Here is an 11,862-nt window from a genome sequence, read left to right on the forward strand (position 1 = left end):
TTTAGAAGATTAGCAACTGCTTTTCATTCTGTATATCAGGAGGTCCATACCATTATTTTATCATTTTGCAGATTTTGTCATTTGGGGCATCGTTAAATCAAATAAATTGAATAAATTTTGTTGAAACTCGCTTAATTTTGGTAATCTTGCAACTTTGCAACCCTTGATTGTGTAATATAAAAAACATACTTTATCCAGCTCTCTTAATGCTTCCTCAATGGTCACATTATATTTACCATCCTTGGTTACGCCACAACCTTGTTTCAACTTATTTTTCATATAGTGCCATATTTTTAATGCCAACATGCAAACAAATACATGTCCCTTCGTTCTGTTGCTTTTCCTTAAAAAGATCGGTCTTACTTCGAGTAATCCTGTCTTCATACTGCTAAAATTCGATTCTACTTCATGTAAATTATGGTAAGCTTTATCAACCAATTCTTTACTCATCAGTTTAATTTCAATCTGTGTTTCAATCGCATAACAACTCTTTTTTCTTATCTTGATCAATTTCAACCACTATTTGGTTGCCGTCTAATTTTAGGTTGATAAATTTATCTATCCGCCATTCTTTGGCAATTTTTTGAATATTATTTAAACCGGTTTTTGGCTTTGCTTTCTTATGCGTTGATACATATATATTACGTTCTTCCACCTTGCTAACTAGTTTTTCAACTCGGTTATTCCTATCAAACTCAACTTTTCGGGCTATAGAACCATTTTTTCTTAAAATATATCTTTTACCATTACTGGTATAGAAAATATTCATATGATTCAAAAAAGACAAATTACTGGAGCTAATAATAATTTTTCTACTTTTGAGAATTTTGTTATGCTCATGGCATCATAATGTCCAAAATCTAAGGTTTTACAATTTTCGTTAGAACACGATTTACAAATGCGACAAAACCTTATATCTGCTCCACATCGTTAGGAGTAGAGGTTTCTTGTTGATCAGAACTTTCAAGGGGGTCAATAGTATCTTGCTTATTGTTCCTTGAGTAATCTTGTGCTTCAGATTCTGACCTTGCAACAATTACCGTTATATTTGTACTAAGCTCAGCGTGCAACCTAACCTCTACCACGAATACACCTGTTGACTTTATCGGTTTCTCAAGAACTATACTTAAATGTGATATTAAGTGCAAAGAAGCCTTAGACAAACTTTCAGCAATTTCTTTATTATTCACTGAACCAAACAACCGACCATCATCAGCAGACTGCTTAATAAATATTAATTCCTTACCACTTATAACATTATTAATAGCTTCTGCCTCAGATCTTATTTTTAGCTCCTTCGTTTCAAGATCATGTTTTTGGGCTTCTATGAACTGTTTATTAGGTTCTGTTGCCCTAATTGCTAATTTTTTGGGGATAAGATAATTACGAGCAAACCCCTTTTTTACCTTAAGAATCTCTGCAATCTTTCCAAGTTTTCTTACAGGTTTAATCAAAATAACTTCCATCTTATTCCTCTGCTCAAATTTGAAATACAAAAGGCAACAACGCTAGGATTCTAGCAATTTTTATAGCATTCTTCAGTTTTCTTTGCTTTTTGGCACATACATTGGTAATCCTACTAGGCAACATTCTACCACCTTCTGATACAAATTTTATTAACAAATCAGGGTTCTTGTAATCAATTACTGGAGCATTTGGAATAGAAAGAGGACATCCCTTACGTTTTCTAAAAAACACTCTTTTATTATTTCTATCAGCCATTCTAGTCATTGACTGAGAGTCAACAGCATCATTCTCAAACATTTTAATCTTTTCCAATTTTATTACTATTTAGTCTTTATTAATTGTTACATCAACTATTTCTTCATGATCTGAACCTTTACTTCTTAGAATCGGCGAAGGTTCAGCACTTATTGAATCAACATTGATATTAACAAACCTAATAATATTTTCACTTAGCTTCATTTTCCTTTCCAGTTCATTTATTACCGAAAAATCAGTTTTAAGCCCCATAAAAACATAATGTCCTTTTTTATTATTACCAATTTTATAGGCTAAACTTCTTAAACCCCAATATTCAGTTTTAATAACTTCACCGTTACTATCTTTAACAATTTTAGTAAAGTCATCGGTAATTTTATCTACATCAGCAGACGAAATATCTTGGCGTATGATAAAAACTGATTCGTAAAAAGCCATATATAAGAATCTCCAGCTACAAAATAAAGCCATTTATAACAATAAAAAACATTTAATTCAAGTGTTATCTTTATTATAGAGCATAATTAATAAATCACTAATACCTTTTGATTGCAAAAATATAACCGTTTTACACGGATTGTAAATAAATAATTAAATTAGTAGACTTATATTAATAAATTTAGTAGAAATTTATTAATTAATTCGATAATATTGCACTTTAAAAAGTCAAATTAATATCATTACAATAAATTCACAATAATGTAACATTAGACTCTTGCATAACTGAATTATACTCTTTTTACTTTAAAAATTGACTCAGCAAAAACTTTGAGGATTCGCGTACTTCACATTACTTACATGTACGTTTAGCATGCTTATACCTTGTTTTATGCTCCAATCCCTCAATCATTTGGGTATACAAAGAAGAATTTAGTCATGCCTAAAGTCTTCATTTAATTAGTATTTAAAATGTTCGATAAATTACCACCTAGAATTCTTATTATAGAATCAACTAAAAGCATTAACGTTTCTTTATCTAATGTCATAGAGAGAGCATGGTTTAATCTTGTTAAGGCTAACACAATAGAAAAAGCTATAGCCTACTCTATTGCAAATCACCCTGATATAATTATTGTTGATTCAATGGTACAAGATAAAGTTGCTACAGAAATAGCAACTAAACTAAGAGAAATTAATGGTTTAGAGAAAGTACCAATAATTTTTTTGCTACATTCCGGAGAATCTCCGTCTAATTATACTTTGGAAGATAATAACTTTGTTGTTTCTCTTACTAAACCATTCACTTCAGATCAGCTAATGATTTCAATAAGATCATTACTCCGACGATCTAATTTAATTCTACAAGATAAAGTTATAAAATATAAGGAAGTAAGTATGGATCTTACTACCTATAAAGTAACTAATAACGGCAGGATAATTCGTTTAGGACCAACAGAATTTAAGATTTTACAACTTTTTATCAAAGCACCTAAAGTAATATTTTCCCGTCAAGATATTGTAGACAAAGTGTGGGGCAGAGATACAGCTATTGACCTACGTACTATTGATGTACATATAAATAGAATAAGAACATCTCTAAAAAATAAAGAATCTGAGGTATTTATAAAAACGATCCGTGCTATAGGATATTGCCTTGATTTGCCAAATTCTTAGAATTAAAGTAAAAAATTATCTATTTAACCTGAGCATCCGTAATGGAAGTCAATAAAAAAATAGTAACTTAACATAAATTTTCATTCCAGGAAGAATTATTTTTTACAATAGAGTGCATAAAAGCTAGTAATTTGCGCATAACAGCAACAAGAGCAACTTTTGCTGGTTTATGTTTAGCAATTAAGTGGTCATAAAAATTGCGTAGGTGCTTATTACATCGTAAGGCAGCTACTGCAGCCATATAAAGAACTCTTCGAAATAATTGTTCTCTTCTTTTTAATAAAGCATGTAACTGTTGTTGGCTATTACTATCATAAGTAACCTTCACTGGTAAAGCAAAGCACGTTGCATAATCATGCAACAATTTACTATCGATATTATCAGTTTTAGCAAGCCATCCTTTAGCTTTAGCATAACTACGCACTTTATTAGGGTGTACTGTAGCAAAAGGCAATTTATTTACTTTTAAAAATTCTCTTAAATTATGTTCATATCCACCAGTAGGTTCAAAGACAACAATTAACTCAGATAAGACAACTTGGCTATTACTTATCAAGCTGCCTGATTATTACTTATTGTCAGATTAAGTCGTAACTAGTACAGAATTTCCCAGTCGAACCAAATCCACCAGAACCTCTAGAGGTTTCATCTAACGAATCAACCTCATCCCATAAGATCTGCTCATACCTAGCAATAACCATTTGAGCAATTTTCATACCACGCTCAATTACAAAATCTTCTTTAGGATGATGATTAATTAAAATTACCTTTATCTCACCACGATAATCAGCATCAATTGTACCAGGTGAATTCAGCACGGTAACACCATGTTTTAGTGCTAAACCTGATCTTGGTCTGATTTGAGCTTCTAAATGACTAGGTAATGCTATACAAATTCCAGTGGGGACTAACTTTACTTCTTGTAATTTTATAGTTATTGGTTCAATATTTGCTGCTATTAAATCCATACCAGCACTATGCTCAGTAGCATAACTAGGCAAAAGATCTGCAGAATGTTCTAATTTTTTAATTTTAATGTTCATAAATATAATATTTTTTGGTATGATATTGATCAGCTTGATTACTTAGACTCCAACTTTACTTAACCCTCTTACCATTGGCATCATAAATTTCGATCTTTTCAAGCTTCTCTGCCTCTTTATACGGATAAGTAACCCTAGCTGTAATATAACCTCGGTTATTAGATATAGCCCCTTCAACTGGAGTACCACTTCCCATACTCCAAGAGTTACAACATCAAGTACTCCATGCCCAGCAGCTCTTAAATAATTCAAACCAGATTTTCTTGCCATAGCCCTATATGTTTCCATATATTTTCCATTTTCTTCTTGATGACGATCAACGATTTCCATACCATGAGATAGAAAACAACCTTTCGTTTGGCATTTAGTTATATCTGATACTGAAATACCTTCATTAGAAGCAGCTTTATAGACAGAGCAACTAGATAAAATTAGCATTATAATAAAAAGAAAAATATTAACTACATACTTACTAAACATTCATTACCCTAAAAAAATCAATAAACAGAACACCAACTCATCTTACAGTTATAGCACTGAACTATTTATATTTCTACAATTATTCTATATTGCATGGTTAATATCAGTTACTTCTTCACTCATATATTTATTATTTTATTTTAACTTTTCTATTTCTTTAATACATCAACGGTTAGTGATTATACAACCTTGCTGATTGTCAGATAGTTTATTACAAATCACTTTAGCTTGGCTTATACTTTGGTAATTACCTACTAATATTAAATAGAAGAAATTTCCTTTATCAGATTGCACCTTCTTGATAGTTATTACTGTATTATTAAGAATTTTTGCATATTTTTTTTTGATTCTTTCTCCTTCTTGGTTAGCTTCTGATTCAGATTTTACCGAGGCTAGTTGAATTTTATAACCACCTTGATTCGACTTATTTAACTGTGTTTCATCAATTTTGCGATGTGATTCAGTAACTTTTATGACATTTAAACCAGCTTTATTATTAGATTGTTGCTCTATTAAATTCTCTTTTTGCACCAAGTCATTTTTTATTATATTAGGCAAAATTGTTTCCGTTTCTTCTTCATCTTTACTTAGTTTGTGTTTTTCATACTTAGCTTGATCAGTTTCTACTATACTAAATAAAATCGTGTCTATCGAGTCAAGTTCTTCATCACTTTCTGCTAGTTTTTGTTTAGCGATATTTAATGGCTTTTCCGGTTCAGGTTGTAATATTACAGGTTTATTGGTCTTTTTTTGTTGTAAACTCTCATAAATTATATTATTCGCATTTGGTATCACTATCCCCCCACTATCTTGTGGTTTAATTTTTGTAGGTGATGGATCAGGGTAAATTGTTACTACTTGGCCACTATTTCGGCTGTAATTAGTATAAACTAAATAGGTAATACCACTAATTATTGAGAAAATAATTAGTAAGAGTAAAGTGCGGTTAGTCATCAACTTATAAATTACAATACTTCATTACATTTTATTCATAGGCGTTACCCCTATAACATCAAAACCAACTTTTATAATCTTTTGAATAGACTTTGCTAAAGCAAGCCGAGCAGTGGTTAACTCTATATTATCTTCAATTAAAAACCGATAATCATTATTTTCTTTGCCAAAATTCCATAAAGCATGGAATTTTGAAGCTAAATTAATCAGATAAAAAGCTACTCTGTGGGGTTCAAAATATTTTGCCGAAATCTCTAAAACTTTTGACCATGAAGCAAGAAGTTTAATTATTTCTATTTCCTCTTCGCTGGAAAGTAACGACAAGTCATACTCATTCTCTAAGAATTTACCATATGCTTTTGGCATGGATTCTTTAGCTTTTTCCAGTATAGATATTGTCCTAACATGAGCATATTGTACGTAAAATACAGGATTATCTTTTGATTGTTCTTTTACTTTTACTAGGTCGAAGTCAAGAGCAATATCATTTTTACGGGTTAGCATTATAAATCTTATTATATCTTTACCTACCTCATTTGTTACATCTCGCACACTAGTAAAATTACCGCTACGTTTTGACATTTTTATAGCGATACCGTTTTCAACAAAATTTACTAACTGGCAAATCTTAACATCAACTTTAACTTTTTCTCCACCAAGGGCTTTAACTATTGCCTCAATTCTTTTTACGTAACCACAATGATCTGCACCTAGAATATAAACTAGATGATCAAAACCACGATCTATTTTATCCTTAGCATAAGCTAAATCAGAGGCAAAATATGACCAACTACCGTCAGATTTTTCTATTGGTCTATCTTGATTATCACCAAAAGCCGTAGATTTAAACAATTTCTGAGTTCTTGAATCCCAAGATTCATCTATTTTACCTTTAGGGGGGGGCAACTGCCCCTCATATATTAGTCCCATTTTAGTAAGCATTTGTACAACTTCATCAATCTTACCACTATCATGCAGTGACTTTTCCGAGAAGAATACCTCGTGTTCAATATCTAGCTCCTTTAAATCCTGCTTAATTATAGCTAACATTTCTTCTATTGCAAAATCCTTAACGAGTTCATGACGTTGCCTATCGACCATTGTTAATAATTTATTACCAAATTTTTCCACCAAATTTTGTCCAATATCTGCCAAATATTCTCCAGGATAAAGCCCTTCTGGTATTACGATCTCTTCTTTTGTTAATGCTTGTTTATAGCGTAAAATAACTGAATTAGCTAAGTCATCCACTTGAGAGCCGGCATCATTAAGGTAATATTCTTTGGTAACAATATAGCCAGTACTATCTAGAACTTTGGCTAAAGCATCACCATAAACAGCACCTCTAGCATGACCAATATGCATAGGACCAGTTGGATTTGCAGATACATATTCAATATTAACCTTTTGATTATTACCAAAATTAATCTTAAAAAAATTCTCCTTATCCAACAATATGTCATTGATAGAGTTATGCCACATATCTGCTTTGATAGTAAAGTTAATAAATCCTGGACCAGCAACTTCTATAGATGCAATATATGGAAGAGGCGTTAATATTTCCTTAAATCTAATAGCTAGTTCCTTAGGTTTAATATTTTGTTTTGCAGCGATAATCATAGCTATATTACTTGAAAGATCACCATTGAGATTATCTTTAGGAATTTCTATAGCCGCCAATTTTAACACATCTTCATTATCGCATATTTGTCTAGCTGCACTAATGATATCGTCACGTAATTTATTAAATATATTCATAAATCAAATATTGTTAGAATTAAAGGAATAAAGAGCCTGATATTCTTGAATAGCAAAGCGGTCAGTCATGCCAGCTATATAATCTGCTACTATATCAGCCTTAGATTTTATATCCCCTGGTATAATTAATTCTTTCCAACTAAATGGTAATAAATCAACATTATCCATATATACTCTAAATAACTCTTGTACAATTTTCTGACATTTTAAAGTTATAGAGGTCAGTTTATTATACCTATATACTTTATCATACAAGAATTGTTTAATTTCCATTATACGCTCTTTTGCTTTGTCAGTAAAATTAACAAGCTGATAATCAAGATGGCGTATATCATCGGTTGTGATTATTTTCTGTTTTTGTAAATTATTATTTGTTTGTAGCAGTAAATCAGCAATTAAATCGCTGATCAACTTACGCACTACTTCATAAATGAGTCGAGATGTTGTTATATTTTCAAATTGGGACTTAATTTCAAAAGCATATTGATCAATAAATTTAATTTCCGTTAGATGATTAAAGTCAATAATCTTGGCACCAATACTATCTTCTAAATCATGGGAAATATAACTAATATCATCAGCTAACGAAGCAATTTGGGCTTCAGCTGAAGAATAATGAGTTAAATCAAGGTTATGTTGTAAATCATACTCTACTATATATTTAGGTATATTATTTATTAAAGGACCATTATGTTTCACAATTCCTTCTAGCACTTCCCATGTCAAATTTAATCCATCATAAGCCGCATATCTTTTCTCTACTTTAGTAAGAATCTTTAATGAATGAGCATTATGGGAAAATCCACCATAATCTTCCATACATTTATTTAGTGCTATCTCCCCTGCATGACCGAAAGGAGTATGCCCAAGATCATGAGCAAGACCTATAGTCTCTGCTAAATCACTTGATAAATTAAGGGTTCTAGCAATAGAACGTGCAACCGTAGAAACTTCAATCGAATGAGTAAGGCGATTCCGATAATGATCCCCCTCGTGATTAATAAAAACCTGAGTTTTATATTGTAAACGTCTGAAAGCCTTTGAATGAATTATGCGATCCCGATCTCGTTCAAATTCATTTCTATAAGATGTAGGATATTCATTAAACAATCTCCCCCTAGTCTTGGCTGGATCTACTGCATATGAAGCAAGCATATATTAACTCCTATTTAATTTGAATTCGATGTAACAAGTTACATCGAATGATGAAAAAAGTTAAAATGCACTCGCGTCAGCCGCTTCAAGAGTGCATTTTTCCTTATAACAAAGCCAGTATAGAATTACCTAGCAAGCTTTTCAAGGTTTTTAAATGAAACTCTTGCAAAATTAGGTTTTTAGGATTATTCTAATGGTCTTTATAATATAAGATTATGTCAATAAAAGTTACTGATAATGCTTTTAAAAGAGTAGATGAGCTAATAAAACTAGAAAGTAATCCAAGTTTGGTTCTTAGAGTAGTTGTTGATGGTGGAGGCTGTTCTGGATTTGTTTATAAATACGCTCTCGTTCCAAGCAATGATATAACAAAAGATGACTGTACTATAGAAAAAGATAATATTAAAGTAGTTATCGATGAAATATCTCAGCAGCTTATGGTTGATTGTATAATAGATTTTATCGAAGAATTAGGTAGTTCCTATTTTGAAATTAGAAACCCCCTTGCAAAAAATAAGTGTGGGTGTGGTAATTCATTCTCTGTATAACTGTATATACTCAATTAACCTGAAGAGTTGGCAAAATGATTAAAAGTTATAGTCTGAAATTGGTCAGTTATAAGAGTAAGCAAATTACCTTTGATTTATCAATATTAGCAAAAAATCTATCTATAGCTTCTGAGAATTGAGCAAAATTATGGTAAAATTTATTATTTGTTACAATTCTATGCATAAATTTCCATAATCGTTCAATCGGATTAAGATTAGGGCTATAGGGAGGTAAAAATACTAATGCTATTTTGCTACTTGTGTGACTTATAGACCTTGTTACAAGCTAATTGTCAGATAAAATTACGACTTATCTTTTAGTACTTAACCTGAATTCGATGTAACAAGTTACATCGAATTCAGTGTTATATATAGAAACAATCAGGTTTGAAACGGCTGCCCACCCGATTGTTAAAATATAACACTCCATTCAATATGTGATTTTAATTATTAAAATCACATATTGAATGATGAAAAAAGTTAAAATGCACTCGTAGAACCGCTTCAAGAGTGCATTTTTCCTTATAACAAAGCCAGTTCGATATAAGAATTATTAATTCTTATATCGAACTGAGGTTACTTAATATATTTTTTTGTTTAATAGCAGATTTAAATTCTTGGTCATATTTGTAATCCTGTATAGCAAAAGTTTCTTTTGAAGAATCATAACTTTTATGTACTCCTTCTATAGAAGGAATAGTATGTCCGAGTTCTTTATATTTCTCCCGTGGAGTTCTACCATAACTGTCGAAAGTTAGTAAATATAGCTTCCCTATACATCATTGCGAGGAGTTGCGAAAAAGCGGCGACGCGGCAATCCAAGATACGCGAAGCGTTACTCTAAAAAAACAGCCTAGCTGTTTACCTAGATCGCTACGGCATCTAAAGAGCCTTGCTATAACGATTATAGAAAAATTTAGGGTACTATGGTCACGATGTTAAAAGAATTTTCCATAAAATTCCATGATCTTTTCTTTAACCTGAATTGGATCAGTCATCATATTAACCCCTCCTCTAAATTCAGCTGAGTTTGCTAAACCACTACTATACCAACCTATATGTTTTCTAGCTAGCTGAACAGCTGTATCATTTCCATAATACTCTAACATAGCATCATAATGACTCAGTATTATTTCTAGCTGCTCTGCTATTGAAGGTGGCGGGAGTTCTTCTCCGGTTTTAAGATAATGTGCTATTTGAGAAATAAACCATGGTCTACCATATACTCCCCGACCAACCATTATGCCATCAGCACCTGATTTTTGTAAGCATTCCTTGGCTTTAGACAAAGAAGTAATATCTCCATTAGCGATAACTGGAATCCTCACCACATCTTTAACTTGCCTTATAAACTCCCAATCTGCTTGACCTGAATAAAACTGGCATCTTGTTCTGCCATGAATGGTGATCATTTGCACTCCAACATCATAGGCTATTTTTGCTAAATTTGGAGCATTCTTAGTTTGCTCATCCCAACCAGTTCGCATTTTTAAAGTTACTGGGATTTTGACAGATTTTACCGTAGTTTCTAAAATTTTTGCAGCTAATTTCTCATCTCTCATTAAAGCTGAGCCAGAATATCCTCCTACTACTTTCTTAGCTGGACAACCAAAGTTTAAATCAATAATCTTTGCCCCCATATCCTCATTCATTTTAGCTGATTCTGCTATTATATCAGGTTCGCACCCAGCAATCTGTACACATGAACCAGTAGCATCGTCCCCAATAATCGCACATCTTTGCAAAGATTGTCTTGTTTCAATAATCATCGCTCTACTTGCCACCATTTCAGAAACGACAAGTCCTGCACCAAATTTTTTCACTAACTTTCTAAATGGTAGATCAGTAACACCAGACATTGGAGCTAATATCACCGGATGAGGTAGCTGAATATTGCCTATTTTTATCATAAATATATTTTCATTACTTTAAGTAGCTTTTAATTATAGAATAATTATTATAAATTATCATAAGATACCACAAACTAATGCTATCACTAAGAAAAATTTTTAGTATTATCTGCAGGATATTGTTATATAATATTATTGAGCATTATTGTTGAGTATTTTCAGCCAAGAAATTATGTCATGAAAATCAATGTAGAGATTATTCGAGCTTGTCAAGATTGGAAAAATCAAAAATTTATTAATAAACTATTAGTGAAGAAGGTTGTTGGTGCTATACTGAGTAAATATAAGAATTTTAAGAGAGTTGCAGAGTTTGAGTTAGCAATATTACTGACTAATAATAATGAAATGTTGAATTTGAATAGCCAATTTCGTGGCAAAGCAAAAGCTACAAATGTACTATCATTTCCTGATATAGAATTAGACTTTCGGCATTTACTTGAATTTACTCCTAATGTACATTATATGTATTTGGGGGACATAGCTTTTGGCTATGAAATAATTCAAAACGAAGCTATAAGTCAAAATAAAGCCTTTGGAGACCATTTTGTCCATCTTTTGGTACATAGTATTTTACATTTACTTGGATTCAATCACCAAGATGACGAGGAAGCAGATATTATGGAAAATTTAGAAATAGAAATATTAAAGGGTTTTGCTATTGCCTCTCCATATTAGGTT

Annotated in this window: 15 protein-coding genes and 1 pseudogene; 3 read left to right on the top strand and 13 right to left on the bottom strand. The window is 31.6% G+C overall.

Going from position 1 to position 11,862, the window contains the following annotated elements:
- Positions 1–60: 60 nt before the first annotated feature.
- From ACFEL1_RS04115 to rpsF, 5 genes are all read right to left on the bottom strand, one after another.
- Entirely contained in the window at positions 61–510 is a 450-nt protein-coding gene (locus tag ACFEL1_RS04115; protein WP_375331504.1) for a hypothetical protein, read from the bottom strand.
- Positions 473–787 carry a hypothetical protein gene (locus ACFEL1_RS04120; RefSeq protein ID WP_375331505.1) on the bottom strand — a complete coding sequence of 105 codons (315 nt, stop codon included), beginning with the start codon at positions 785–787 and terminating at the stop codon, positions 473–475. Before ACFEL1_RS04120 ends, ACFEL1_RS04115 begins: the two co-directional genes overlap by 38 nt.
- A 124-nt stretch (positions 788–911) precedes the next feature.
- Positions 912–1,466, bottom strand: coding sequence for a 50S ribosomal protein L9 (gene rplI / locus ACFEL1_RS04125; protein WP_375331506.1), 555 nt, complete (start codon positions 1,464–1,466; stop codon positions 912–914).
- 13 nt (positions 1,467–1,479) lie between these two features.
- On the bottom strand, positions 1,480–1,764 hold the full coding sequence (rpsR, locus tag ACFEL1_RS04130) for a 30S ribosomal protein S18 (RefSeq protein WP_341762193.1): 285 nt from the start codon (positions 1,762–1,764) through the stop codon (positions 1,480–1,482).
- A 27-nt stretch (positions 1,765–1,791) separates the two neighbouring features.
- Positions 1,792–2,160 carry a 30S ribosomal protein S6 gene (gene rpsF, locus ACFEL1_RS04135; protein ID WP_341748149.1) on the bottom strand — a complete coding sequence of 123 codons (369 nt, stop codon included), beginning with the start codon at positions 2,158–2,160 and terminating at the stop codon, positions 1,792–1,794.
- Between the two features lie 471 nt (positions 2,161–2,631).
- On the opposite strand from rpsF, the gene ACFEL1_RS04140 reads away from it, so the two are divergent.
- Positions 2,632–3,336: a winged helix-turn-helix domain-containing protein gene (locus ACFEL1_RS04140; protein ID WP_375331507.1), complete on the top strand. Its 705-nt coding sequence runs from the start codon at positions 2,632–2,634 to the stop codon at positions 3,334–3,336.
- Positions 3,337–3,403: 67 nt separating this feature from the next.
- On the opposite strand, the gene ACFEL1_RS04145 is transcribed toward ACFEL1_RS04140, so the two are convergent.
- The 6 genes from ACFEL1_RS04145 to ACFEL1_RS04170 all read right to left on the bottom strand — a co-directional run bounded on the left by ACFEL1_RS04145 (position 3,404) and on the right by ACFEL1_RS04170 (position 8,726).
- Positions 3,404–3,892, bottom strand: a complete 489-nt coding sequence (locus tag ACFEL1_RS04145) for an IS110 family transposase (RefSeq protein WP_375331508.1) — start codon at positions 3,890–3,892, stop codon at positions 3,404–3,406.
- Positions 3,893–3,914: 22 nt separating this feature from the next.
- Positions 3,915–4,379 (bottom strand): dUTP diphosphatase, encoded by a 465-nt coding sequence (gene dut, locus ACFEL1_RS04150; RefSeq protein ID WP_375331509.1) that lies wholly within the window; start codon positions 4,377–4,379, stop codon positions 3,915–3,917.
- A 42-nt stretch (positions 4,380–4,421) separates the two neighbouring features.
- On the bottom strand, positions 4,422–4,859 hold the full coding sequence (locus ACFEL1_RS04155; RefSeq protein ID WP_375331510.1) for a hypothetical protein: 438 nt from the start codon (positions 4,857–4,859) through the stop codon (positions 4,422–4,424).
- A gap of 165 nt (positions 4,860–5,024) precedes the next feature.
- Positions 5,025–5,813 (bottom strand): SPOR domain-containing protein, encoded by a 789-nt coding sequence (locus ACFEL1_RS04160; protein WP_375331511.1) that lies wholly within the window; start codon positions 5,811–5,813, stop codon positions 5,025–5,027.
- Between the two features lie 24 nt (positions 5,814–5,837).
- On the bottom strand, positions 5,838–7,571 hold the full coding sequence (gene argS / locus ACFEL1_RS04165; protein WP_375331512.1) for an arginine--tRNA ligase: 1,734 nt from the start codon (positions 7,569–7,571) through the stop codon (positions 5,838–5,840).
- Between the two features lie 3 nt (positions 7,572–7,574).
- On the bottom strand, positions 7,575–8,726 hold the full coding sequence (locus ACFEL1_RS04170) for a deoxyguanosinetriphosphate triphosphohydrolase (protein WP_341761873.1): 1,152 nt from the start codon (positions 8,724–8,726) through the stop codon (positions 7,575–7,577).
- 215 nt (positions 8,727–8,941) lie between these two features.
- Here ACFEL1_RS04170 and ACFEL1_RS04175 point away from each other — a divergent pair, with 215 nt between their 5' ends.
- Entirely contained in the window at positions 8,942–9,274 is a 333-nt protein-coding gene (locus tag ACFEL1_RS04175; protein WP_341761872.1) for a HesB/IscA family protein, read from the top strand.
- A 67-nt stretch (positions 9,275–9,341) separates the two neighbouring features.
- On the opposite strand, the pseudogene ACFEL1_RS04180 reads toward ACFEL1_RS04175, so the two are convergent.
- Positions 9,342–9,524, bottom strand: a pseudogene (locus tag ACFEL1_RS04180) (transposase); the annotation flags it as partial.
- Between the two features lie 688 nt (positions 9,525–10,212).
- Complete coding sequence (gene dusB, locus ACFEL1_RS04185; protein ID WP_341761871.1) at positions 10,213–11,184, bottom strand: tRNA dihydrouridine synthase DusB; 972 nt, start codon at positions 11,182–11,184, stop codon at positions 10,213–10,215.
- 177 nt (positions 11,185–11,361) lie between these two features.
- Here dusB and ybeY point away from each other — a divergent pair, with 177 nt between their 5' ends.
- Entirely contained in the window at positions 11,362–11,859 is a 498-nt protein-coding gene (gene ybeY / locus ACFEL1_RS04190; protein ID WP_342279158.1) for an rRNA maturation RNase YbeY, read from the top strand.
- Positions 11,860–11,862: the final 3 nt, after the last annotated feature.

The sequence above is a fragment of the Candidatus Tisiphia endosymbiont of Oplodontha viridula genome (assembly GCF_964264865.1).
GTDB lineage: Bacteria > Pseudomonadota > Alphaproteobacteria > Rickettsiales > Rickettsiaceae > Tisiphia.

Excerpts from the sequence above, each read along its gene's own strand:
- rplI (WP_375331506.1), bottom strand. The coding sequence starts at position 1,466 with ATGGAAGTTATTTTGATTAAACCTGTAAGAAAACTTGGAAAGATTGCA.
- rpsR (WP_341762193.1), bottom strand. The coding sequence starts at position 1,764 with ATGTTTGAGAATGATGCTGTTGACTCTCAGTCAATGACTAGAATGGCT.
- rpsF (WP_341748149.1), bottom strand. The coding sequence starts at position 2,160 with ATGGCTTTTTACGAATCAGTTTTTATCATACGCCAAGATATTTCGTCT.
- ACFEL1_RS04140 (WP_375331507.1), top strand. The coding sequence starts at position 2,632 with ATGTTCGATAAATTACCACCTAGAATTCTTATTATAGAATCAACTAAA.
- dut (WP_375331509.1), bottom strand. The coding sequence starts at position 4,379 with ATGAACATTAAAATTAAAAAATTAGAACATTCTGCAGATCTTTTGCCT.
- ACFEL1_RS04155 (WP_375331510.1), bottom strand. The coding sequence starts at position 4,859 with ATGTTTAGTAAGTATGTAGTTAATATTTTTCTTTTTATTATAATGCTA.
- ACFEL1_RS04160 (WP_375331511.1), bottom strand. The coding sequence starts at position 5,813 with ATGACTAACCGCACTTTACTCTTACTAATTATTTTCTCAATAATTAGT.
- argS (WP_375331512.1), bottom strand. The coding sequence starts at position 7,571 with ATGAATATATTTAATAAATTACGTGACGATATCATTAGTGCAGCTAGA.
- ACFEL1_RS04170 (WP_341761873.1), bottom strand. The coding sequence starts at position 8,726 with ATGCTTGCTTCATATGCAGTAGATCCAGCCAAGACTAGGGGGAGATTG.
- ACFEL1_RS04175 (WP_341761872.1), top strand. The coding sequence starts at position 8,942 with ATGTCAATAAAAGTTACTGATAATGCTTTTAAAAGAGTAGATGAGCTA.
- dusB (WP_341761871.1), bottom strand. The coding sequence starts at position 11,184 with ATGATAAAAATAGGCAATATTCAGCTACCTCATCCGGTGATATTAGCT.
- ybeY (WP_342279158.1), top strand. The coding sequence starts at position 11,362 with ATGAAAATCAATGTAGAGATTATTCGAGCTTGTCAAGATTGGAAAAAT.